The 22,624-nt window shown below is 41.1% G+C and carries 22 protein-coding genes; 3 read left to right on the top strand and 19 right to left on the bottom strand.

Translation table 11 applies throughout. The features are described 5' to 3' along the window. Nucleotides 1-10: 10 nt before the first annotated feature. The 10 genes from flgK to flgB form a co-directional block, all read right to left on the bottom strand. Nucleotides 11-1,654 carry a flagellar hook-associated protein FlgK gene (gene flgK / locus NBG71_RS06855; RefSeq protein WP_075673027.1) on the bottom strand — a complete coding sequence of 548 codons (1,644 nt, stop codon included), beginning with the start codon at nucleotides 1,652-1,654 and terminating at the stop codon, nucleotides 11-13. Nucleotides 1,655-1,772: 118 nt separating this feature from the next. Beyond that, nucleotides 1,773-2,759, bottom strand: a complete 987-nt coding sequence (gene flgJ / locus NBG71_RS06860) for a flagellar assembly peptidoglycan hydrolase FlgJ (RefSeq protein ID WP_109418912.1) — start codon at nucleotides 2,757-2,759, stop codon at nucleotides 1,773-1,775. Beyond that, nucleotides 2,759-3,865, bottom strand: a complete 1,107-nt coding sequence (locus NBG71_RS06865) for a flagellar basal body P-ring protein FlgI (RefSeq protein ID WP_075673029.1) — start codon at nucleotides 3,863-3,865, stop codon at nucleotides 2,759-2,761. Before NBG71_RS06865 ends, flgJ begins: the two co-directional genes overlap by 1 nt. Nucleotides 3,866-3,879: 14 nt before the next feature. After that, nucleotides 3,880-4,623, bottom strand: a complete 744-nt coding sequence (locus NBG71_RS06870; RefSeq protein ID WP_075673030.1) for a flagellar basal body L-ring protein FlgH — start codon at nucleotides 4,621-4,623, stop codon at nucleotides 3,880-3,882. Between the two features lie 63 nt (nucleotides 4,624-4,686). Then, the gene (flgG, locus tag NBG71_RS06875) at nucleotides 4,687-5,469 is read right to left on the bottom strand and encodes a flagellar basal-body rod protein FlgG (RefSeq protein ID WP_036935743.1); all 783 of its coding nucleotides are present in this window, start codon (nucleotides 5,467-5,469) and stop codon (nucleotides 4,687-4,689) included. A gap of 19 nt (nucleotides 5,470-5,488) precedes the next feature. Continuing rightward, a complete protein-coding gene (locus NBG71_RS06880) occupies nucleotides 5,489-6,244 on the bottom strand; it encodes a flagellar basal body rod protein FlgF (protein WP_075673031.1) in 756 nt (251 codons plus the stop codon). Between the two features lie 21 nt (nucleotides 6,245-6,265). Further along, nucleotides 6,266-7,492, bottom strand: coding sequence for a flagellar hook protein FlgE (flgE, locus tag NBG71_RS06885; RefSeq protein ID WP_099660622.1), 1,227 nt, complete (start codon nucleotides 7,490-7,492; stop codon nucleotides 6,266-6,268). A 27-nt stretch (nucleotides 7,493-7,519) separates the two neighbouring features. Next, nucleotides 7,520-8,350, bottom strand: coding sequence for a flagellar hook assembly protein FlgD (locus tag NBG71_RS06890; protein ID WP_099660623.1), 831 nt, complete (start codon nucleotides 8,348-8,350; stop codon nucleotides 7,520-7,522). A gap of 12 nt (nucleotides 8,351-8,362) precedes the next feature. Beyond that, nucleotides 8,363-8,767: a flagellar basal body rod protein FlgC gene (gene flgC / locus NBG71_RS06895; RefSeq protein WP_023581815.1), complete on the bottom strand. Its 405-nt coding sequence runs from the start codon at nucleotides 8,765-8,767 to the stop codon at nucleotides 8,363-8,365. Between the two features lie 10 nt (nucleotides 8,768-8,777). Next, nucleotides 8,778-9,188, bottom strand: coding sequence for a flagellar basal body rod protein FlgB (gene flgB, locus NBG71_RS06900; RefSeq protein WP_075673034.1), 411 nt, complete (start codon nucleotides 9,186-9,188; stop codon nucleotides 8,778-8,780). 209 nt (nucleotides 9,189-9,397) lie between these two features. Between flgB and flgA the strand changes: the two genes are divergently transcribed. The 3 genes from flgA to NBG71_RS06915 all read left to right on the top strand — a co-directional run bounded on the left by flgA (nucleotide 9,398) and on the right by NBG71_RS06915 (nucleotide 11,273). Further along, complete coding sequence (flgA, locus tag NBG71_RS06905; RefSeq protein WP_250916713.1) at nucleotides 9,398-10,054, top strand: flagellar basal body P-ring formation chaperone FlgA; 657 nt, start codon at nucleotides 9,398-9,400, stop codon at nucleotides 10,052-10,054. A gap of 465 nt (nucleotides 10,055-10,519) precedes the next feature. Next, nucleotides 10,520-10,819 carry a flagellar biosynthesis anti-sigma factor FlgM gene (flgM, locus tag NBG71_RS06910; protein WP_075673036.1) on the top strand — a complete coding sequence of 100 codons (300 nt, stop codon included), beginning with the start codon at nucleotides 10,520-10,522 and terminating at the stop codon, nucleotides 10,817-10,819. A 16-nt stretch (nucleotides 10,820-10,835) separates the two neighbouring features. Next, on the top strand, nucleotides 10,836-11,273 hold the full coding sequence (locus NBG71_RS06915) for a flagella synthesis protein FlgN (protein ID WP_231135773.1): 438 nt from the start codon (nucleotides 10,836-10,838) through the stop codon (nucleotides 11,271-11,273). A 332-nt stretch (nucleotides 11,274-11,605) separates the two neighbouring features. Here NBG71_RS06915 and flhA read toward each other — a convergent pair whose 3' ends face one another. The 9 genes from flhA to cheW all read right to left on the bottom strand — a co-directional run bounded on the left by flhA (nucleotide 11,606) and on the right by cheW (nucleotide 22,613). Then, nucleotides 11,606-13,696: a flagellar biosynthesis protein FlhA gene (gene flhA, locus NBG71_RS06920; RefSeq protein WP_099660624.1), complete on the bottom strand. Its 2,091-nt coding sequence runs from the start codon at nucleotides 13,694-13,696 to the stop codon at nucleotides 11,606-11,608. Beyond that, a complete protein-coding gene (flhB, locus tag NBG71_RS06925) occupies nucleotides 13,689-14,837 on the bottom strand; it encodes a flagellar biosynthesis protein FlhB (RefSeq protein WP_075673039.1) in 1,149 nt (382 codons plus the stop codon). Before flhB ends, flhA begins: the two co-directional genes overlap by 8 nt. Before the next feature lie 423 nt (nucleotides 14,838-15,260). After that, a complete protein-coding gene (gene cheZ / locus NBG71_RS06930) occupies nucleotides 15,261-15,917 on the bottom strand; it encodes a protein phosphatase CheZ (RefSeq protein ID WP_075673040.1) in 657 nt (218 codons plus the stop codon). Between the two features lie 9 nt (nucleotides 15,918-15,926). Next, nucleotides 15,927-16,316 carry a chemotaxis response regulator CheY gene (cheY, locus tag NBG71_RS06935; protein WP_023581807.1) on the bottom strand — a complete coding sequence of 130 codons (390 nt, stop codon included), beginning with the start codon at nucleotides 16,314-16,316 and terminating at the stop codon, nucleotides 15,927-15,929. A gap of 58 nt (nucleotides 16,317-16,374) precedes the next feature. Next, a complete protein-coding gene (locus tag NBG71_RS06940; RefSeq protein ID WP_075673041.1) occupies nucleotides 16,375-17,427 on the bottom strand; it encodes a protein-glutamate methylesterase/protein-glutamine glutaminase in 1,053 nt (350 codons plus the stop codon). Beyond that, nucleotides 17,420-18,310, bottom strand: a complete 891-nt coding sequence (cheR, locus tag NBG71_RS06945; protein WP_075673042.1) for a protein-glutamate O-methyltransferase CheR — start codon at nucleotides 18,308-18,310, stop codon at nucleotides 17,420-17,422. The genes NBG71_RS06940 and cheR overlap by 8 nt, the downstream gene beginning before the upstream one ends. A 6-nt stretch (nucleotides 18,311-18,316) precedes the next feature. Continuing rightward, nucleotides 18,317-19,963: a methyl-accepting chemotaxis protein gene (locus NBG71_RS06950; protein WP_075673043.1), complete on the bottom strand. Its 1,647-nt coding sequence runs from the start codon at nucleotides 19,961-19,963 to the stop codon at nucleotides 18,317-18,319. A 59-nt stretch (nucleotides 19,964-20,022) separates the two neighbouring features. Then, nucleotides 20,023-21,729, bottom strand: a complete 1,707-nt coding sequence (locus NBG71_RS06955) for a methyl-accepting chemotaxis protein (RefSeq protein WP_075673044.1) — start codon at nucleotides 21,727-21,729, stop codon at nucleotides 20,023-20,025. Nucleotides 21,730-22,112: 383 nt separating this feature from the next. Beyond that, entirely contained in the window at nucleotides 22,113-22,613 is a 501-nt protein-coding gene (gene cheW / locus NBG71_RS06960) for a chemotaxis protein CheW (RefSeq protein ID WP_023581802.1), read from the bottom strand. Nucleotides 22,614-22,624 lie beyond the last annotated feature (11 nt).

Below are 22,624 nucleotides of genomic sequence, written 5' to 3' on the forward strand. Positions count from 1 at the left end.
TTCATGAGGCTTATAAAACCTGCATAATCGCATCAAACATGGTATTTGCTGTTTGAATAACTTTAGCATTTGCCATGTAATATTCTTGGATACGATACATTTCACCGTATTCTTCATCCAAGTTCACACCAGAAACAGATTGTTGCTGAGACTGAATACTTTTGGTGATTGAGGTCTGTGCATCAAAATCAACTTGTGCTGTATTGACTTTATTACCCACCATACTGATCAATGAGCCATACCCACCAGCAATTGTTGTTTTACCATCAATAATTTTTTCATCAGGTAACTCAAACAATTTTTTCATATTTTCGTTATCGCTTGGACCTGTATCTTTAGAGCCAGCAGCCGCAATCTTACTTGGATCCGTCACAGCCACTTCCATACCTGCAATCACATTACCCACAGATTGGACCACAATAGAATCACCTTCTTGTGGTGTGCCATTAACTTTGATACTCATACCTTCGAATTTTAATTCGCCCGTTGTCGCATCAGGTGTGGCTTGAAATTTACGTTCACCAGGTTCTACTGTGACATTCCATTTGCCACTCTCATATGTAACGGTATAGTCAGCAGCTTTCACTTCTTTAGAATCGGTATATTTCACATCAAAGGTAGCATCACCTTTGTTTTTACCGTTCGTCATCACATGAGCACCACCTAACTTAAAGAAATCCTCACCTTTGTCGCCATTCAAATCATAGCCTTCTTTGTGTTGTTTATTAAATTGATCACCCAACACTAATGCTAATTGATTCAATTGATTACGGCTTGGATCTAATACTTCGTTACGGCTACGGTATGCACCACCAAGTTCACCGCCTTTAATGCGTTTTGCATCCACTTCACGAACTTCATCAATACCGTTGCTATAACCGATAACAAGGCGTTCACTGTTTTTGTTTGATGGAATAGCGGACACTTCATAAGCGCGTGTACCAGAAACTAACGGTAAACCATTAGCAAATGTCACGTTAACAAAACCACCGTCTTGTTGTGTAACTTGAACATCCACTAATGTATTCAATTCTTGAACTAAACGATCACGTTGGTCTAATAAGTCATTCGGATCAGCGCCATTAAAGCCTTTAGAACGACTAATTTCATTATTTAATTTGGCAATCTGCTTTGTATATTCATTGATATTTTTAGAGGTATTCGTCACCTGACTATTGATATCTTTTTCCAGATCACGCAATGATTGGTCTGCTTTAGCAAACATATTAACCATGGCTTCCGCTTTACCAATAACCGTTGTACGCGCAGGATTATCTTCTGCATTATTGGTTACGTTTGGTAAGCTAGTAAAGAATTCGTCAATTGCACTCGAAACATCATTCCCTTTATCTGCTAACAAATCATTAATTTGTGAGATGTTTTTAGTATAGCTATTTAGGGCGCTTTGCTTAGTCACGGCACGATTCAATTGACCAGCCAGGAATTCATTGTACTCACGATGAATACGACTGACGTTTACGCCATTACCGATATAGCCATTACCGGTCATCGTACCCCCGTTTTCATTAAATACTGTCATTTGACGGTTATACCAACTAACTTTCTGATTAGCGATGTTATTACTGATAGTGCTCATCGCAGCTTGTGCCGCATTAAGTCCGCTCATCGCTGTATTAATTAAACTATTGGACATTTGTCTATCCTTTTACGTTTAGTCATCTCCCGTATGTACGGAGCATAACTGGGCAATTGATATGAATGCTCTGGTCTTTATTATCGGTTCTTCCCCTCTAAACTTGAGGGGAAAATGATTAAAATAGGTCGCTTAAATCGTGAGTATAAGTTTTAGCAACTTGCTCACCACTTCCTTTTAATTGACCAATAATTGAAACCAGTTTTTTCGCATAACCCGGATCGGTGGCATAACCCGCTTCTTGAATACGGTAAGCTGCTTGTTCAGGGGTTTGAGCTTGAGGTACTTTGGCGTAACGAGGGCTTTCAGTGATAAGTCTGAGATAATCTTGAATAGCTTCAACATAGGAGCCATAAACACGGAAATTATCACGCATTTTAATCGAGTTACCATCAATCACTTCAGTTGTCATGATATTCGTGACAGGCCCTTTCCAGCTACTTCCTGCTTTGATACCAAACAGGTTATAACTTGGTTTGCCGTCACCGGTTAGAATTTCACGCTTACCCCAACCGGATTCAAGCGCAGCTTGAGCAACAACTAAAAGATGGTGTACACCTGTACCTTCTGTGGCTTGTTTCGCAGGCCCTAACAGTTTTGATGCAAAAGAAGCACTGCTTTCAGATAAGCCTTTAAGCTTACCAATCGTGCTTTCAACTGCATTTTGATAAGGCTGCATAGCACGATAAATTTGCCCCAAGGCTTGTGTTGGCATGGATTGAAAAATATCACTACCATCTAATGGCATCGGTGTTTTACCCGCCATTTCGCTAGGCTCCATCGTGACTTTGGCAGAAAGTTGTTTTTCTATCATGTCAGCAAAGCCTAAGCCTTTTTGTGATAAGTCTTGAGCGATTTGTTGATCATAAAGAGAGGTGTACATCTTGGTACTTTCTGAGTTGAACATGCTTTCTTGAGGAATGGCGTCACGCATGCTTTTTAACATCATTTGAACAAAAACGCCTTCAAGTTGCTGCGCCACTTGGCGCAGCCCTTGCTGATCAGCATTTTGTCCAACCTGATATTTAAGTTTATTCAATGCATTACTATCATATGCCGGCCCTGACATCGCTGGCATTGAAGAAAGCAGAGATAAATCTTTCATCAGATAATCTCCAATCTCGCACGTAAGCAACCCGCGCTTTCCATTGCTTGCAAAATTGACATTAAATCTGTTGGTGTTGCACCAAGTGCATTTAATGTGCGGATCACTTCGTTTAAGCTTGCGCTTGCATTAACTTTCTGTAATGAGCCACCTTGTTCACTCATATTCACGCTGGTATTACGCGTTACGACGGTGCTACCGCCCGCGAACGGAGTATTAGGTTGGCTTACATTCACTTGGCTATCGACCGTAACGGAAAGGTTGCCTTGGGCAATCGCACAGCTTCCTAATGTCACATCACGATTCATAACAACAGAACCCGTTCTTGCATTGATGATCACTTTCGCATCTGCAACAACACGTTTAATTTCAAGATTCTGTACTTCAGCCAAGAAACGTACTTGTTCACTTTTACCAATAGGAACACGTAATTGAACTGTACGTGCATCTAAAGGAATAGCGGTACCCACACCTCGTAATTTATTAACAGTGTCAGAAATGTGTTGTGCCAAAGTGAAGTTTTCTTCATTCAGTTGTAAGTTCAGCAGACCAGTTTGACCAAATTGCGAAGGCAGTTCACGTTCAATGATAGCACCGCTGCTAATGCGCCCACCCGCTAACTGGTTAACCTTAACACTATTACCACCCGCAGATGCACCTGCTCCCCCAACAATAATATTGCCTTGTGCTAAAGCATAAACCTGATTATCAACACCTTTTAGCGGTGTCATCAGCAACGTACCACCACGTAAGCTTTTTGCATTACCTAAGGATGAAACAACAACGTCGATGGATTGCCCTGTACGACCAAAAGGCGGTAATTTTGCAGTTACCATTACCGCAGCAACGTTTTTCAATTGCATATTGGTGCCGGGTGGTACTGTGATCCCCAATTGTGAGAGCATGTTATTCAGACTTTGCGTGGTAAACGGGGTTTGCATTGTTTGGTCACCCGTTCCATCTAATCCCACAACCAAACCATAACCAATCAGCGCATTTTCTCTTACCCCTTCAACAGAGGTGAGATCTCTGATCCGTTCAGCATGAGCGGAAAAACCGACACATGTCATCACGATAAAGAAAAGGCTCATCGCTATTTTTTTCATCTGGACCCTACTCATTAAAAAGGTGATACATTTAAGAAGAAGCGTTGTAGCCATCCCATAGACTGTGCTTCATTGATATAACCGTCTCCGATATATTCAATACGCGCATCAGCAACTTGGGTTGAATTTACGGTATTAGTACCACTGATAGTTCTTGGGTTCACAACACCTGAGAAACGGATAAATTCAGTACCTTGATTGATAGCAATTTGCTTTTCGCCAATAACATGCAGGTTTCCATTGGCAAGGAGCTGATCGACGGTAACTGTAATGGTGCCTTTAAAGGTATTGTTCGCATTTGCGCCACCTTTACCGCCAAAGTCACTGTTCCCTTCCATACTCATATCTGTGCGTTTATTACCAAATATTCCTTCTAAGAATCCCGGCGTAATCGCAGCAAGGAATCCTGCTTTACCATTACGGCTGGCATTTGCAGATGAGTTTTTGCTTGCACTGACATTCTCTTGCAATGTAATAGTCAGCGTATCGCCTATATTGCGAGGACGTCTATCTTCAAATAAAGGTTGATAGCCAAAATAAACAGGCTGAGTTGCCTGAAAAATAGAGCCATTGGGTGCCGGTGCAGTCGGTGCCGTTGGAACCGCCGTTGTGTTGCCTTCCACTAACGGTTTTTTGGGTATATATGCGCATCCCGACAGTGTCAGTACCAACAGGGCGGTACCTAAACGTTGATGACGACGCCATCTGACACTAAGCTTTCTTGCCCCAGAATTGTCAGTAATGACCTTTGTATCCATCTTCGATACTCTTTTAGTAATACGCCTGACAGGAAACCCTGTCAGGCTAATGAACAAACGAAATTAGAGTTGCGTTAGTTTCTGTAACATCTGATCAGATGTTGAAATCGCTTTACTGTTAATTTCATAAGCACGTTGAGTTTGGATCATATTGACCAGCTCTTCAGCTACATTAACGTTAGAGGTTTCAACATATCCCTGATACAACAAGCCTGCGCCGTTGATACCCGGGGCATTTTCAGTAGGTGCGCCAGAACTTGCAGTTTCTAAGTACAAGTTTTCACCGACACTTTCTAATCCGCTGTCATTAATAAAGGTAGTTAGTGTCAATTGACCCACTTGTTGTGGCGCAGGGGAGCCTTCAATCTCAACACTGACTGTACCATCACGACCAATCATGACCTTTTTCGCAGTTTCAGGAAGAATAATTGCAGGCACAACTTGGAAACCACTAGTGGTGACTAATTGCCCATTTTGATCCATTTGAAAAGAGCCATCACGGGTATAAGCGTCTGTACCATCAGGTAACTGGACATGGAAGAAACCCTGTCCTTTAATCGCCACATCACGAGTACCATTAGTTTGAGCCAAATTACCTTGACTATGTAAACGCTCAGTCGCAACTGGACGAACACCCGTACCAATTTGTAAACCTGAAGGTGCATTTGTCTGTTCAGACGTCATCGCACCAGGCTGGCGAATGGTTTGATACAGTAAATCTTCGAAAACCGCACGCTGACGTTTAAAGCCATTGGTGCTGACGTTTGCGAGGTTGTTGGAAATCACATCCATGTTTGTCTGTTGTGCATCCAACCCAGTTTTAGCAATCCATAAAGAACGGATCATGGTTTTCCCCTTACACTATTTAACTCAGTGATAGCAATTGGTTAGCTCGTTGCGCATTATCATCAGCGCTATGGATAACCTTCATTTGCATTTCGAAACGTCTTGCGTTTGCTATCATATCGACCATGGCTTCTGCTGGATTGACATTACTGCCCTCTAACACACCAGCTAACACCTTCACGCTATCATCTGCAGGTAATTCCTCACCAGCACGCGCAACTCCTTTCGGTGATAAATGGAATAACCCATCATCACCACGAACTAAGTCGTTTTGCTCTGGTTTTACCATTTTCAGACGACCAATTTGACCCAGCATTTTTGGTGGATCAGTAGGCACATGCGCAGTCACAATACCGTTATTGGCAATACTAACATTTGCTTGAGCAGGTACTTCAATCGCACCGTTATCACCCATTAACAAACGCCCTTGTACCATCAACATGCCGTCAGCGTTACGTTGAATATTCCCGTTTCGGGTATAGGCTTCTGTGCCATCTTCAAGCTGAACCGCTAAATAGCCGTTATCACTTAAAGCAACGTCCATTGAGCGGCCAGTATAATTCATCGTTCCTTGACTCTGATCGCTACCTGGCGTTGATGCTACCGTTAATGTACGAGTCGGTAAGGTATCGCCATTGACAGGTACGGCTCGCATTGCACTAAGCTGCGCTTTGAATCCCGGCGTTGATGCGTTTGCTAAGTTGTTTGCCACGACAGCTTGATTTTCCATCGAATGTCTGGCGCCGCCCATCGCGGTATAAATCACATGATCCATAACAGATTATTTCCGGCGTTATTAGCGCAAGCTAACCAGAGTCTGCAGGATCTGATCCTGAGTCTTGATGGTTTGTGCGTTTGATTGATAGTTACGTTGAGCAACGATCATGTTGACTAACTCTTGGCTCATATCCACGTTAGACGCTTCTAATGCGTTATTGGTTAACTTGCCGAATACACCAGAGCCTGCAACACCGACGATTGGTGAACCTGAACCGTTAGTTTCAGACCACATATTGTCGCCTTGTGAGCTTAAACCACCTGCGTTTGCAAAGTTAGCTAATGCGATTTGACCAACAACTTGGCTTTGTTGGTTTGAATAAGTCGCCATGATTGAGCCATCTTGCTCAATACGGAAGTTGGTGAATTCACCTGCTTGGTAACCGTTTTGCGCTAATTTAGATACGCTGGATTCAGAGACTTTTTGCTGAGTGCTACCAGTGAAATCTAATTCGATAGTACCCACAGCAGAGCCATTCAAAGAAGCAATATTCATATCGGTCTTTGTATAACTCTCTAGCACCCCTGCATTGGTATATTTTAAAGTGCCTAAATCTTGATGAGGCGTTGGCGCACCACCTGCTATTTTAGTTGACGTATCTTGCCCATAAACTTTCCATTCATTGTCATTAGTTTTTACAAAGAATAAGTTCAGGTTATGTTCATTACCTAAGCTATCGTAAGTGGTAACGTTAGTACTGAAGTTATAAGTATCACCATCTTTAGAATCAAATGGCGTTTTAGCAGGTTTCTCTTCACCTGAATTCAGGTTAACCGCCATATTGATTTTGTCTGTTGCACTGGCATTCATCATATCGGTAGGAATAACGATAGGTGTTGGTGTCGCCCCTTTTTGAACAACATTTTTACCATCAACAACTTGTACTGGATAACCTGTTACACGCATACCTTGCATATTGGTCAGGAAACCGTCTTTATTTTTACCAAATTCACCGTTACGTGAATAGAAAACACCGCCATTTTGGTCTTCAATGCGGAAAAAACCACCGCCAGAAATTGCCACGTCTGTTGGACGGTTAGTGGTTGTGATACTACCGTCTTTAAAGTTTTGGCTAATGCCTGCAACTTTAACACCCAGACCTGCACCTGAACCGGCGAAAACGTCTGCAAAAGAAACGTTTGCACCTTTAAAACCGTAGGTTGCAGAGTTAGAAATATTGTTACCGATAGTATCTAAGTTAGCGGCTGCTGCGTTTAAACCACTTACTGCTTGTGAAAAGGACATGCGCCCTCCAAGTTGAATATGTGTTAGTTAAAGAACCTGACGAATTTCATCCAATGAAACGGTATTACCTAAGCCAACATCAAGGCGGGCACCACCATCCACCATGGACACACTATTCACCAGCGCATAATTCAGTGTCTTAACAGGGACCTGAGCATCATTAAGCGTGGCGTTAACGGTAAATTTATAGCTTCCCGGTGGAACAGGATTGTCATTTTCATCAGTACAATCCCAAGAGAAGTTATAAACATCCGGTAGCATCTTTTTGTCCATATTGATTGTACGAACGGTCACACCACTCGCATTGGTGATGTTTATCGTAAGAGAATCGGTTGGACTGAGTAATTCAAAACCAAAAGGTGTTGAAAAAAGGTGTTCACTGTCAGGCGTATTTGGATCCGTACCATCTGCTTTATACGTTCCCATTTGCTGACGAGTTTTTTCATTTTGAGTGTCAGGTGTTGGAATGGTGTCATCCCCATCACCGGGATTTTCAGTCTCACCTTTACCGTCGGTTGGCTGAAAGACAACAATTTTATTCCCTGCGACCATAACACCTCGTCCCACCAGCGAAGAGGCTTTTAACGCCTGACTTTGGTCAATCTGGCCAACAATGTTATTCACTGTTTTATTCAGTGTTTCAATGCCTTCAACGGTTGAAATCTGAGCTAACTGGGAAGTTAACTCATTATTTTGCATTGGGTTTGTTGGATCTTGATTTTTCATCTGGGTGATGAGAAGTGTCAGGAAATTCCCTTTAATATCATCACTACCACTTTTTTTCGTATGGTATGAAGAAGGAGCATCCCCGATAATGGTATTATCATAAGGTTCATTCATTGAGGAGGAAATACCCACAATTTATTCTCCCTATTGACCTATCATCAGTGTTTTTTGCATCAGCGATTTTGCCGTGTTCATCACTTCGACGTTAGCTTGGTAGCTTCTTGATGCAGAGATGGTGTTAATCATTTCACCCACAACATCAACATTTGGCATACGTACATACCCTTTTTCATCGGCAAAGGGATGTCCCGGCTGATATTCCATACGAAATGGCGCAGGATCATCCACCACTTCAGTAACACGAACACCACCAATTTCTTGACCAGCAGGTGCGTTTACCTGAAAAACAACCTGTTTTGCACGATAAGGGTCGCCATCTGGACCCGCAACACTGTCAGCGTTTGCCATATTGCTGGCACTCACGTTTAAACGCTGTGATTGCGCTGAAAGTGCTGAACTTGAAATATCGAAAATACTAAATAAAGACATGTTCTTTACCCTACTGTTGCAATACAGCCATCATGCTTTTAACTTGCGAGTTAATAAATGTCACATCAGCCTGATACTTAAGGCTATTGTCAGCAAAATTACTACGTTCCATGTCCATATCCACGGTATTACCATCCATCGCAGTTTGATGAGGCACGCGATAGAGTAAGTCCGCTTCTAAGCGATAACCGGGTTTGATCGGGATATGGCGTTCAGATGTCATAGCCAATTGCATGCCATGAGTACCTGTACGCCCATTTTCAATGGTTTTCTTCAATTCAGAAGCAAAATCAATATCACGAGCCTGAAAGCCTGGGGTATCTGCGTTAGCGATATTCGCAGCGAGAATTTCTTGGCGTTTATTACGTATTGAGAGCGCTTCTTGTTGAAAATGAAACGTATTTTCTAATTTATCGAGCATCTTCTATCCTTGGTGGCTAAGCCACTTACCTCAGCTGATAAAACAATTTCAGTTGACAGAATAAACGCTCAAAAAAAAGATGATTGGAGGAATAGGCGTAAATTGGATTGCTATTTATGCGTTTAAGGCGTGCAAAGTCGATGTACACTGTTATTGCTAAATAATGGCAAACGCACAATTAGCATCAACTCTGTAAGGTGATACAAATTATGTTAGTTAGAACTCTTATCGGTCTATTTTCTTTTTTCTTTATGGTGAATGTAAGTGTCGCGAAATCACTCCCTGAAGAACTACAAGATTTCTTTGTCGCACTTCATCAACAAGGCGATAAAGTGACTGTGACAGTTTTAACACCAGAAGATAAATGGCCAGTCTGCCACACACAAGAGATCCAACGTCATGCTGGTGCTCGTAATTGGGGGCGTCTTTCAATCCCAATTCAATGTGATAAACAACGTCGTTTTATTCAAGTTGATGTTAGCGTTAATGGTAAATATTTAATCGCAAAAAAAGACATCAGCCGTGATGACATGATTGAAACTTCTGTCGTTAGCATGACAACGGGTGAATTAGAAAAATTACCTTATGATGTATTACGCGATCCTGCATTAATTAAAAATGCGATCGCAATGCGACAAATATCCGCAGGAAAACCTTTAACTTCGACAATGGTTCGTCGCCCTTGGGCTATTTTGGCGGGACAAAAAGTCACTGTATTTGCGCAAGGCCCTCACTTTCAGATCCGTTATGAAGGCAAAGCCATAAACAATGCTGTCGCCAATGAAACTATTCGAGTAAGAGTTAAATCAGGCCAAATCGTCACTGGCGAAGCACTGGAAAACGGCTCTGTACGCATCCCTCTTTAATAGATTAAAAAGCTGATAAGCAGAATAAGCCTAAATTGAATTGCTTGTTACCCGTTTCAGTTATGGCAAGCCGAGGTAAACTCTCTTGCGCTACATTTTTCACTCTAAATAATTAAAGCTGTAGTTAGACAATAATTTAAAACATCGCATATAGATACTCTAAATAATTCAAGTTGTAGCTAGGCGACAAATGAACGAATCGCTAGGAGCATACATAAGTATGTGACTAGTGCGAGTGAATGCGGTCAACACCGCTACGGCTTGAAGTATGACGAGTAGTGTGACTAGTGCGAGTGAGTGTTGCCAACAACGCTACAACTTAAAGTATGACGAGTATGACGACTAAGATTAAAGTTTTTGATTTCATAGCCGATATAAAGAAACAAGATGATAGGCGAAAACACATAGGTTGTTTTACAATGGCTTCATCTGACTATTAATTGATGCCTAACAAAGGATTTCCCTATGAGTATTGAACGCGCGAATCCACTGCTTCCGATTAATGCAATTGCACAACGTAACCCGGGTGAAGTCACTCAGGGCTCACGTAAATCGGGAACAACTGAACAAAAAACTGCAACAGGCGACACTTCTGTAAAACTGAGTGAAGCGCAGAAAAAACTTGTTCAACCTGGAAATAAAGACATTGACGTTGAGAAAGTTGCTCGCTTAAAAGAAGCAATTGCCAACGGAACATTAACCATGGACAGCGGTAAAATTGCGGACGCTCTTTTCCGTGAAGCTGCTGAAAGCATAACTCAATAATATTTTAATGATTATGATGGAAGAACTCCGCCAGACTTTAGATCTTCAATTATCACAGCTTAATACCATTGCGGGTATTTTACGTGCTGAACAACAGTTATTATGCGCAGGTAATATTGATATTAATGCCCTACACGAAGTAACTGAACAGAAGAATTTTGTCTTGTCGGCTTTAGGTCATACAGACCAACAGCGTCATACGCTAAGCCTACAAGCCGGTGTCGAAAAACCTTATGAAGGGTTGCCGTTCTTATCTGATTTATGGACACAGATAATAGACATTACGGCGGAGTTAAAATATCTGAATCAACATAACGGATTACTGCTCGATCAACATATCGCTCGTAATAGTGATGCTATCCGTTTTTTGCAGAAGAACCACAGCCCAACCCTTTATGGTTCTGATGGGCAAGCACAGCGTTCAACACTGGCTGGGCGTAAAATTCAGGTTTAGGTTTTCTCAATAATTATCAGAATTCACACGATACGCCATCAATATTGATGGCGTTTTGCGTTACGGATAAAACGAAAATGCCACTTACTTTAACGCCACCAACCGATCACACTGTGCTGTTATTTATCTCATCCTTGTGACACTTCTCTTATCTAAAATAGATATCACTAAGCTATCTATTTCTTGATGAGCTGACTTCTCTCTTTGTTGTGAGTAAAAAGCTAACACGACTCCGACTCTCTACCCCATCACATCTTTCTATTTTATAAATATAAAAAAGGCCACTTAATAAAGTGGCCTTGGCTTTAATAACAGTTTATCAGTGAGAATGATTAATGAGGTTGTCCACCAATCATCGACGTCATACGAATGCGACGACCTTCACTAACTTCCATATTCGACAACACGGCTAATTGTGGCAGGCTACGACGTAAGAAACGTGACAATAATGAACGCAACGCATGATTCACTAGCAATACTGGAGCACCACCAGACATCTCTTGGTGACGCACTGCATCTGCTGCTTGTTGTTCGATATTCTCAGCCAGCCCCGGCTCTAAACCACCGCCACTTTGCATTGCTTGAACAAGAATACGCTCTAAGCTGGCATCTAAGCCAATGACTTGGATTTCATCTTGATCACCAAACCAGTGTTGTGTGATAGCACGGCGAAGTGCAACACGAACAACGGCTGTTAATTCAGCTGGATCTTTCTGCTCTGGTGCGTGCTCTGCTAAAGCTTCTAATATGGTTCTCATATCACGAATAGGCACTTGTTCAGACAGCAGATTTTGCAATACTTTGTGCAACACTGTAAGCGAAAGCATATCTGGGATCATATTTTCTGTCATTTTAGGGAGCTCTTTACTCACCCGATCAAACAACATTTGTGCTTCTTGACGACCAAATAATTCTGATGCGTATTTCGCTAATGCATGGTTAAAGTGCGTTGCAATAACAGTACTTGCAGCGACAACGGTATAGCCTTGAACCTGTGCTTGCTCTCTTAAGCTGTCATCAATCCAAACTGCCGGTAAACCAAATGCAGGCTCTTGAGTAATATCACCCTCTAAAGAGCCAACGGCATTACCCGGGTTGATTGCTAACCAACGACCTGGATGCGCTTCACCGTGACCAATTTCAACCCCTTTCATTAGAATGCGATAAGAAGAAGGTCTTAACTCCATATTGTCTCGAATATGAACAACAGGAGGAAGATATCCCGTTTCCTGAGCAAACTTTTTACGAATACCACTAATTCGGCCTAATAACTCACCATTTTGGCGGTTATCTACCATTGGAATTAAGCGATACCCTACTTCCATAGCTAATGGATCTTCAAGTTGTACATCTTCCCATGAAGCTTCAACAACACGGTTTTGTTTTTCAACTTCTTCCATCTCTTTTTGTTGTTGCACTTCAGGATTGGCGTTACGGCGTAAGATATACCAACCTAATCCACCTAATGCTGCGGTGAAGAAAAGAAAAACAAAGTTAGGCATTCCCGGCACTAAACCTAACAGACCAAGTACGCCTGCGGTTAACAGTAGAACACGAGGATTGTCAAACAGTTGGGTAACCATTTGTTGCCCAACGTCTTCATCTGTTGCAACACGAGTAACGATAACACCCGCTGCTGTTGAGATAATCAATGCAGGAATTTGCGCAACCAGACCATCACCAATGGTTAAAAGGGTATAAGTTGTTGCGGCATCGTTTAATGCCATTCCGTGTTGAGCGACACCGACGATAAGGCCACCTACCACGTTAATCACAAGGATCATTAAGCCAGCGATGGCATCACCACGAACGAACTTACTCGCACCATCCATTGAACCGTAAAAGTCGGATTCTAATGAAACTTCTTTACGGCGTTTTTTAGCTTCGTCTTCGCTGATAATACCAGCATTCAGGTCAGCATCGATTGCCATCTGTTTACCCGGCATTCCATCTAACACAAAACGCGCACCAACTTCAGCAATACGTCCCGCACCCTTGGTGATAACCATAAAGTTAATCAAAATAAGGATGATAAAGACCACAATACCGATAGCAAAGTTACCGCCAACAAGGAAATGGCCAAAGGCCTCAACAACGCGCCCTGCCGCTTCTGGTCCTGTATGTCCTTCCATTAAGATAATACGTGTTGAAGCAACGTTTAATGATAAACGTAACAACGTGGTAAATAGCAAAATAGTGGGAAAAGCAGCAAAGTCCAAAGTACGTCGAGTGAACATTGCAACCAACAGCACCATGATGGAGAGTGCGATATTAAAGGTAAATAATAAATCCAATAGAAAAGGTGGCAATGGTAATACCATCATTGACAGTATCAACAAGATAAGCACTGGCCCAGCCAGTATCTGCCACTGAGAACTTTTCCAATTTCCCGGCAAGCGGAGTAATGAGGCCAAATTAGCCATGACGATTATCTTCTCCAGCAAAGTCCAGTGCGGGAGGCACTGGCAAGTTCATAGGTTGTTTAGGTTTTAAACCACCTTCGGTTTTCCATCGTTTCAGTTGATAAACCCATGCAAGTACCTCTGCAACCGCAGCATAGAGGGTTGAAGGTATTGCATGGCCTATTTCACTGTGACGATATAACGCCCTAGCAAGCGGTGGTGCTTCTAGAAGCGGAATTCGATTTTCTGCACCAATCTCTTTAATTTTTAACGCAATAGCCCCTGCACCTTTTGCTAAAACTTTAGGTGCAGTCATTTTGTCGTTATATTGCAGTGCAACAGCATAGTGTGTTGGGTTCGTAACAATAACGTCAGCTTTCGGTACATCCGCCATCATTCGACGGCGAGACATCGCATGTTGTTGCTGACGGATACGTGCTTTAAGTTGCGGATCACCCTCTTGCTGTTTAAATTCATCTTTAATTTCTTGGCGCGTCATGCGTAGCTTTTTCAAATGGCTACGAATTTGGAAAATAATGTCGAATGCCACCATCGGGATCAGCATAAAAACCGTGATATAGACGGCGAAAATCAGTAGTTGCATCGCATTCGCTAGTGCACTCAGGGGTGGAAGCGTGATCAGATGAAGAATATCGTTCCAGTTGTGCCATAAAAAAACAGTTGCAGCGATCCCCACAAAGGTTGATTTCAGTATCGCTTTAAATAACTCGGCTAACGCATTCATTGAAAAAATGCGCTTTAACCCAGAAATAGGGTTCCATTTTTTCGGATCAAACTTAATGGATTTACTACTAAAGTTAATTCCGCCTAATAAGGCTGAGCCACCAATTGCCACAAGCACTAAACCCAAAAACACCGGTGATAGGGCAAACACAGCTTGTTTAATCAAGCTACCAAATCGAGGGATCAGCAAATTCTCATTACCAATAAGGTGATGATTAAACGTAAACCCTTCTGTTAACATGGCATATAGCCCACGAGTGATAAATCCACCACTCATCCACAGCAAACTCACACCACCCAAGACCATTAATACGGACGATAGCTCTTTAGAACGGACAATTTGCCCATCCTTTTTGGCTTTTTCCCGTTTATGGGGTGTGGGGTCTTCTGTTTTTTCGAGATCGCTATCTTCAGCCACAGTCTGTCCGATTTAGATATTGAGATTAAAAGCATGAATGAAATGACTCTAAGCATGACAAATTCAGAGGAAATTGATGGGCTGAACAATCGCAAATTTACGGGGCTTTTTGGGCTATGACAGTATGCACTTAAAAAAACAACCCAATGATAAAAATGGAAATATAGGCAATATTGACGCTGATTATAAGGAAATCAGCAAAACTCACAGCAAAATTGAGCAATTTTACTTTTGATGTTTATTTCGATAACTTCAAAAGCCGCTTAAAAAAAGCGGCTTACATTTTCTTCAATAGCGTGTGCTATTAAAGCATTATTACGTGATTTTTTATCCATAAAATACACCATCCTAAAAGAGCTGAGCATAGAGCGAATGCGTCCTGCATATCTCAACGTCCTTATCGCCCTAAAACTCATTAGAAGGTTAGAAACCTAAACTTTCCAGTAAATCATCAACTTGATCTTGATTTTTGATCACACCAGCGTTGTTTTTATTAACCTGTGGACCATTTAATAAAGAGTCAGTCTCTTTCTTCACATTAGACTTTTCAAGCTGCTCTGGTGGCAGGTTTTCCATTAATACCATCACGAGTTGTTTTTCAATTTCTTGAACAACACTCATCATGCGTTTAATTACCTGGCCGGTCAGATCTTGGAAATCCTGTGCCATCATAATTTCCAATAACTGACTGTTAGTAAAAGCCGTACTCTCAGGGATATCCCGCAAATAATTGCGGGTATCGGTTACAAGAGAGCGTACATCTTTCAGCTCTTCTGGCTGTTCAAACCATTGGTCCCAACGTTCAGTAAGCTTAGTCGCATCGGAACTTAACGCATCCTGTTTAGGTTGCGCAGCTTCGACACAGTTCAATGTACGCTCAGCTGCCTGAGCGGTCATTTGAGCAACATAGTCCAGTCGTTCCCTAGCGTCAGGGATGGCTTCTGCTGCTTCGGCTATTGCTTTATCCAATCCTAATTCTCGCAAACTGTCGCGTAACATCCGCGTCAATTGTCCGATCCGGCTGATAATATCAGATGTCATTTCAATATTATCTTTCGGCATAATTGGATTCCCACTCATTGCGACTCCTTAGATGCCCAGTTTTTCAAAAATTTTATTTAGTTTTTCTTCAAGAATTGCTGCTGTAAAAGGTTTAACAACATATCCACTTGCACCAGCCTGCGCTGCTGCAATGATATTTTCTTTTTTAGCTTCAGCGGTCACCATTAACACTGGTGTTGCTGCAAGTCCCGCATCACTACGAATATTTTTAAGAAGCTCTAGACCATCCATGTTTGGCATGTTCCAGTCTGTGATCACAAAATCAATTGCCGAATTGCGTAATTTAGCTAACGCGTCAGCACCATCTTCTGCTTCTTCTACATTCGTAAATCCTAATTCCTTTAGCAAATTACGAACTATGCGGCGCATTGTTGAAAAATCATCAACCACTAAAAATTTCAGATCCTTACTTGCCATTGAAAACTCCTTCAAAATATATCGGCAAATTACTGTGTTGCTTTTAAACTGAACTTAATCAGATACGCAATGATTGTGTGCTACTGATTTTCATCAGTACTGCTTTACTCATTGCGCTTATGCTTTTCACTTCGTCTACTGCGCCTAATTCAACTGCAGCGCGAGGCATACCAAAGACGACACAACTCGCTTCATCTTGTGCAAAGGTATAACTACCAGCACGACGCATTTCTAATAAACCTGCAGCACCGTCACTTCCCATTCCGGTTAAAATCACACCGATAGCATTACGTCCCGCATATTTTGCGACTGACTTAAATAGCACATCGACAGAAGGACGATGACGGTTTACTGCAGGCTCTTTATTAATGTGGATCTGATAGTTAGCACCATTACGACGAAGCTCCATGTGATAATCACCTGGCGCAATATAAGCATGCCCAGGCAATACACGTTCGCCGTCTTCTGCTTCTTTTACACTAATTTGGCATAAACGATTTAATCGTTCTGCAAATGAGTGTGTAAACCCTGCGGGCATATGTTGCGTAATTAATATCGCAGGGCTGGTAATAGGTAATGGTTCTAGAAAATTACGAATAGCCTCTGTGCCACCAGTTGATGCACCTACAGCAATCAACTTTTCACTCGAAATCATCGGTGTAAATGACAATGATTTAGAAGGCGGAGCCTGAACTTCACGTCGACTAATTCGAGCAAGAGCTGCTGCACGAATTTTCTCAGCAATCAGTTCACTATAAGCCATCATACCTTCACGCAAACCAAGCTGTGGTTTTGTCACAAAATCAACTGCACCCAGTTCTAACGCTTTTAACGTCACTTCTGAACCTTTTGCTGTTAATGATGAAACCATAACGACAGGCATTGGTCTTAATCGCATCAGTTTTTCCAAGAAATCAATACCATCCATACGTGGCATTTCAACGTCTAACGTTAATACCTGTGGGTTGTACTTTTTTATTAAGTCACGAGCCACTATAGGATCTGGTGCACAATCAACAACTTCCATATCGCTATGACTGTTGATGATTTCTCGCATGATTTGACGCATTAACGCCGAATCATCAACACAGAGTACCGTTATTTTATTCATAACCTCTCCTTGCTGGTGTCAGCCCGTAAACGGTATGCCCATGCAAGTAGAAATCCTTGCTAAGCTGGCTTACATTCTCAGAATGTCCAACAAACAGCATTCCGTCTGGCTTAAGTAATGAGGTAAAGCGGTTAAGTAAGTTTTGTTGTGTCGCTTTGTCAAAATAAATCATGACATTACGACAAAAAATTGCATCAAAACTACCTTCTAGATCCCATTGCTTATCGAGTAAATTCAAATACTGAAAAGAGACCATCTCGCTAATTTGCTGTCTAATTTTCACGTATCCTTCAAAATCGCCGACACCTTTGAGAAAATATTTTTTCAAATATTCATCATTTAAAGTTTTAAGCTCTTCCTGTCGGTAAACACCTTTTCGTGCTTTATCCAACACATTAGTATCGATATCGCTGGCAATAATTTTGGTTTTATAAGGGTTATTCCCAAAAACATCGCGTAAAGTCATCGCAATTGAATAAGGTTCTTCTCCAGTAGATGCTGCTGCACACCATACTCGGTAGACTCCTCCTGCCCTTTTTCTGGCATGTTTTGCCAAAATAGGAAAATGATGTGCTTCCCTGAAAAATGCGGTGAGATTGGTTGTTAAAGCATTTACAAACTCTTGCCATTCAGGGTTGCGTATATCACTTTTAAGAAACGCAAGATAGTCACCAAAGTTATTCATCCGTAATTCACGTAACCTCCTAGTGAGACGGTTATAAACCATCTCCCTTTTGTTGTTAGTCAGCACAATACCTGCCTTTTGATAAATCAATTGGCATATAGATTGGAACTGATCATCGGACAACATGAACCGTTGGGTAAAAATATCCAACGGTTGAGCAGCGATATCTGATAAGACTTCAGTAACATTACGTTTCATTGTTTTTTAATGGGTCTTTTTAAAAAATGATTTTTTATCTGCTTTTTTCAACCCATTACCTTCTAGGGATGAAGAGGAATTACTCTCATCCGTGTCAGGCAACTCGAATGCCGATACAGCATCAACAAGGTTATTAGCCTGATCTTCCAATGCTGCGGCAGCAGATGCTGATTGCTCCACCAAAGCAGCGTTTTGCTGTGTCACCTGATCCATCTGACTGACTGCATCAGCGACTTGGTGAATACCTCGACTTTGTTCATCAGAAGCTGAGGCGATTTCTGCCATTAACTCAGTGACTTTATTTACTGATGTGACGAGTTCCTCCATTGTCTGCCCTGCATTATTAACGAGTTGAGAACCTTGAGAGACTCGTAAAACAGATTCATCAATCAATAATTTGATCTCTTTTGCAGCATCAGCACTACGTTGAGCAAGGTTACGAACTTCTCCAGCAACAACAGAGAATCCACGCCCTTGTTCACCTGCGCGCGCAGCTTCAACCGCTGCGTTAAGTGCTAATATATTGGTTTGGAACGCAATACCATCAATCACACTGATAATAGCCCCTATCTTTTGAGAACTTTGTGTAATCGCATCCATGGTTTCAACAACACTGTGCGTGATTTGGCCACCACGTAAGGCCGTTTCAGAAGCAGACTCTGCTAGCTTGCTCGCTTGCAAGGCGTTATCAGCATTTTGTTTTACCGTTGCTGTTAACTCTTCCATGCTTGCCGCAGTTTCTTCTAACGAAGCAGCTTGTTGTTCAGTTCTTGAGGATAAATCCGTGTTTCCTTTAGAAATTTCTTGAATACCAGAATACATAGCATGGCTGTTATCACGAACGATACGAATAGAACGCGCGAGCTCACCACGCATATCTCGTAGTCGTCTAAACACATCCCCTATTTCATCATCGGTAAAGACAAGAATTTCACGATTTAATTTACCGGTAGCAACATCATTAAAATAACGGCTTAAACTTGCGAAAGGTTTAATGATATTAAAACTTAGCCAGCGATGAGCCGCGATTGATACAACAATAACCATCGCTATTGCACCGATAAACATCAAGATAGCAATAGTATAAGATCGATGTCCTTGCTCTATAGATTCAGTAATTTCTGCCTGAACATAATTCATATAGGTGTTAAATGAATTTTCCATCGCAGTTTGATAACGTTCTGTTGGTTGATCTAAAAAACCTTGGAAGTTATCGTTTTTTAACATGCTATGTAATTCAGTTAATGCACCATATAAAACGTGGTAATCGTTTTTTACTGCTTCAACGATTTCTTTTTCTTCTGTTGGGATTGCCTCTTTATTTATATCAGCAAGGAAATTTTGAAAATGTGTATTCGCCGTTTCCAAACGTGAAAGTGCAATTGATTCAATAGATTGAATATAATCCGTTGACTGTTCAGTTTTCACTGCAATAGCGACACGATTAATTGCATTACGTGTTTGTATCAAAGATGCCCAACTTAATCCTAATTCATCTCGCTTAGATGTATCTATATCTACTCTGGTGATCTGTTCGTTATTCAAATGAACGATCCCTAGCGAAATACCACTAGAAATCACCTGCATAACGCAAAACATCATCAGCAATAAATAGAGACTGGTGGATATCTTTAATTTGCGAAACCTAAACATGCCTTCACCTCGTTTAAAGCGGTGGTTAAAAGCCACCGCTTGTCAGCCACTTGTTGTTGTTAGAAAGTTTCCCAGTTAGCGGGATCTTCAACACTGCTGCTCTTTTTCTTTTCTGAGGTTCCTGGTTTTATAAGTGGAGCAGCGGCTTTAACTACAGGGGTTGCATCCGATTCCTTTCTTTCTAGCGTTTTTTCTTCCTGACCCGGTAATTTGAAGATTGAAACTAAGCGGGTTAATGCAACTGCTTGATCTTCAAGACCAGCAGCAGCGGCTGCAGATTGTTCTACTAAAGAGGCGTTTTGCTGAGTGACGCGATCCATTTCAGAAACTGCAAGGCCAACTTGTGAAATACCTCGGCTTTGCTCATCTGATGCAGAAGCGATTTCACCCATGATGTCAGTAACACGCGTTACTGAATCCACGATACGTGTCATCGTCTCACCCGCACTTTCAACGAGTACAGAACCCGTTTCAGTACGACTTACAGAATCTTCAATCAGTGTTTTTATTTCTTTAGCAGCTTCTGCACTTCTCTGTGCAAGGTTACGAACTTCACCGGCAACTACCGCAAATCCGCGACCATGCTCACCGGCTCTTGCTGCTTCAACAGCCGCATTCAGTGCCAAAATATTGGTCTGGAATGCAATGCCATCGATAACGGCTGTGATATCGGTGATTTTCTGAGAACTTCCGGCTATGTCGTGCATCGTTTGCACCACATTAGCAACAACTTTTCCGCCTTGGCGGGCAATATCTGAGGCGTCATTAGCAAGGTTACTTGCTTGGCGAGCATTGTCTGCGTTCTGTTTTACGGTTGCCGTTAACTGTTCCATACTTGCAGCAGTTTCTTCTAACGAAGCCACTTGCTCTTCTGTACGAGCAGATAAATCATTATTTCCAGCAGCAATCTCACTTGTGCTGTTATAAATGTTTTCCGTACTTTGATAGACACCACGAACGGTTTGAATAAGTTCTTGTTGCATATGTTTTAATCCATTTGCTAACAAGCTCATTTCATTGCGGCCATTCACTTCGATATTTGGACGTAAATCACCTTCAGAGAAGGTTTTGATACTTACTAGAAGTGAATTTAATGGTCTAATTAAGGCATTACGTAATGCAAACCAGCATAGAATTAATGCCGAGATCACGATAATGGCTAATACAACCATAGTAATGACAGTGCGTTGGTGAGAGGCTTCTAGTGCCACATTTAACTCTTCGTTAAATTTCTCATTACGCATGACATATGCAAGATATTCTTTATAAAAAGCGTCTTGATAACCCGTAGTTGGTTGCTCAAAAAAATCTTTTAAGTTTTTATCTTGAAGTAAAATTTCCAGTTGGTTTAATGCAGAGTAATATTCGATAAAACGCCCTTTTAGGCTACGAACATCATCTTCTGAGTGAACTTGATAAGCAGTAATATTCTTTTCAAATTCTTTAAATTTCTCATCTGCACGAGACATATTTTTACGAGCAAGACCCGTTAGATAGTCAACAGATAAAGAATCATCTACATTAAGATTTTTATCTTGTAATAAAAAACTAATCGCGGCGCGGTTAATGTTATTACGAGCTTGCAGTAAGTTAGCCCAGCTTTCATCTAGGCGCTCACGTTGATCTTGTATTGTCAGTGTTTTATTAAGGTCGTTTCTTGTCTCAACGATATTTGAGTAAAAAACACCCCCTGAGACAAATTGCAAAACACCAAACAACAGAAGAATGGATAATAATCCAGTCACTATTTTCATTCGGCTAAACATAGTTTCCCTTTTTATAATAAACGGTAATGAGCAAGTTATCGGCAGACTTAAGAGAAACTTTATAGGTTTCATTTCGTCTTAGTCATGCTTTTGCCCCATTAGAAAGCGGTGGTAATACTGTTTTTAATTAAAATTATAAGTATAAAAAACTTTAAAGTTATTTCCGTCAGTAGAAAAATATTACAGCTAGGTGATAGCTACTTATAAGTTAATAAATAATAAAATAGAACTTAACTAAAATTATTAGTTCTTTTTTATCTTTTAATTTTACTTAAAGTTAATTTAATGCTTTAGCACTCGCTAATAAAATAAAAAAGATAGAAATAACTATTCCGGCAAAATTACCGGAACAGTATTTAGATTATTTTTTAAAAAATAAAAACTTATTTAGCTTGAATTGTTGCGCTATCGACTAATTCCATTTCTTCACTGTTGAGTAATTTTTCAATATCAACAAGAATAAGCATTCTTTCATCTAAAGTACCTAAACCTGTTAAATACTCAGTAGACATTGTGACTGCAAACTCTGGCGCAGGGCAGATTTGCTCTGGCTTTAGCGTAAGAACATCAGAAACGCCATCAACAACAATTCCCACAATTCGATTTAATAAGTTAACCACAATAACAACAGTATTGTCATTATAAGTTACACTTTCTTGTGAAAATTTAATACGCAGATCAACTATCGGAACAATAACGCCCCGTAAATTAGTTACACCTTTAATAAAGCTAGGTGAATTAGCAATACGTGTAACTTGATCATATCCACGAATTTCTTGGACTTTTAAAATATCAATTCCATATTCTTCATCGCCCAGCGTAAAAATTAGAAATCCTTGTCCAACAGTTTCACCGGATAATTTCTCGAAATGTTCCGAAGCCATAATCTTATTTT

Source organism: Proteus sp. FZP2095 (assembly GCF_023701425.1).
GTDB lineage: Bacteria > Pseudomonadota > Gammaproteobacteria > Enterobacterales > Enterobacteriaceae > Proteus > Proteus cibarius.

Bases quoted from the DNA above. Each gene is read 5' to 3' on its own strand.
- flgK (WP_075673027.1), bottom strand. From the start codon at position 1,654: ATGTCCAATAGTTTAATTAATACAGCGATGAGCGGACTTAATGCGGCA.
- flgJ (WP_109418912.1), bottom strand. From the start codon at position 2,759: ATGAAAGATTTATCTCTGCTTTCTTCAATGCCAGCGATGTCAGGGCCG.
- NBG71_RS06865 (WP_075673029.1), bottom strand. From the start codon at position 3,865: ATGAAAAAAATAGCGATGAGCCTTTTCTTTATCGTGATGACATGTGTC.
- NBG71_RS06870 (WP_075673030.1), bottom strand. From the start codon at position 4,623: ATGGATACAAAGGTCATTACTGACAATTCTGGGGCAAGAAAGCTTAGT.
- flgG (WP_036935743.1), bottom strand. From the start codon at position 5,469: ATGATCCGTTCTTTATGGATTGCTAAAACTGGGTTGGATGCACAACAG.
- NBG71_RS06880 (WP_075673031.1), bottom strand. From the start codon at position 6,244: ATGGATCATGTGATTTATACCGCGATGGGCGGCGCCAGACATTCGATG.
- flgE (WP_099660622.1), bottom strand. From the start codon at position 7,492: ATGTCCTTTTCACAAGCAGTAAGTGGTTTAAACGCAGCAGCCGCTAAC.
- flgC (WP_023581815.1), bottom strand. From the start codon at position 8,767: ATGTCTTTATTTAGTATTTTCGATATTTCAAGTTCAGCACTTTCAGCG.
- flgB (WP_075673034.1), bottom strand. From the start codon at position 9,188: ATGCTCGATAAATTAGAAAATACGTTTCATTTTCAACAAGAAGCGCTC.
- flgA (WP_250916713.1), top strand. From the start codon at position 9,398: ATGTTAGTTAGAACTCTTATCGGTCTATTTTCTTTTTTCTTTATGGTG.
- flgM (WP_075673036.1), top strand. From the start codon at position 10,520: ATGAGTATTGAACGCGCGAATCCACTGCTTCCGATTAATGCAATTGCA.
- NBG71_RS06915 (WP_231135773.1), top strand. From the start codon at position 10,836: ATGGAAGAACTCCGCCAGACTTTAGATCTTCAATTATCACAGCTTAAT.
- flhA (WP_099660624.1), bottom strand. From the start codon at position 13,696: ATGGCTAATTTGGCCTCATTACTCCGCTTGCCGGGAAATTGGAAAAGT.
- cheZ (WP_075673040.1), bottom strand. From the start codon at position 15,917: ATGAGTGGGAATCCAATTATGCCGAAAGATAATATTGAAATGACATCT.
- cheY (WP_023581807.1), bottom strand. From the start codon at position 16,316: ATGGCAAGTAAGGATCTGAAATTTTTAGTGGTTGATGATTTTTCAACA.
- NBG71_RS06940 (WP_075673041.1), bottom strand. From the start codon at position 17,427: ATGAATAAAATAACGGTACTCTGTGTTGATGATTCGGCGTTAATGCGT.
- cheR (WP_075673042.1), bottom strand. From the start codon at position 18,310: ATGAAACGTAATGTTACTGAAGTCTTATCAGATATCGCTGCTCAACCG.
- NBG71_RS06950 (WP_075673043.1), bottom strand. From the start codon at position 19,963: ATGTTTAGGTTTCGCAAATTAAAGATATCCACCAGTCTCTATTTATTG.
- NBG71_RS06955 (WP_075673044.1), bottom strand. From the start codon at position 21,729: ATGTTTAGCCGAATGAAAATAGTGACTGGATTATTATCCATTCTTCTG.
- cheW (WP_023581802.1), bottom strand. From the start codon at position 22,613: ATGGCTTCGGAACATTTCGAGAAATTATCCGGTGAAACTGTTGGACAA.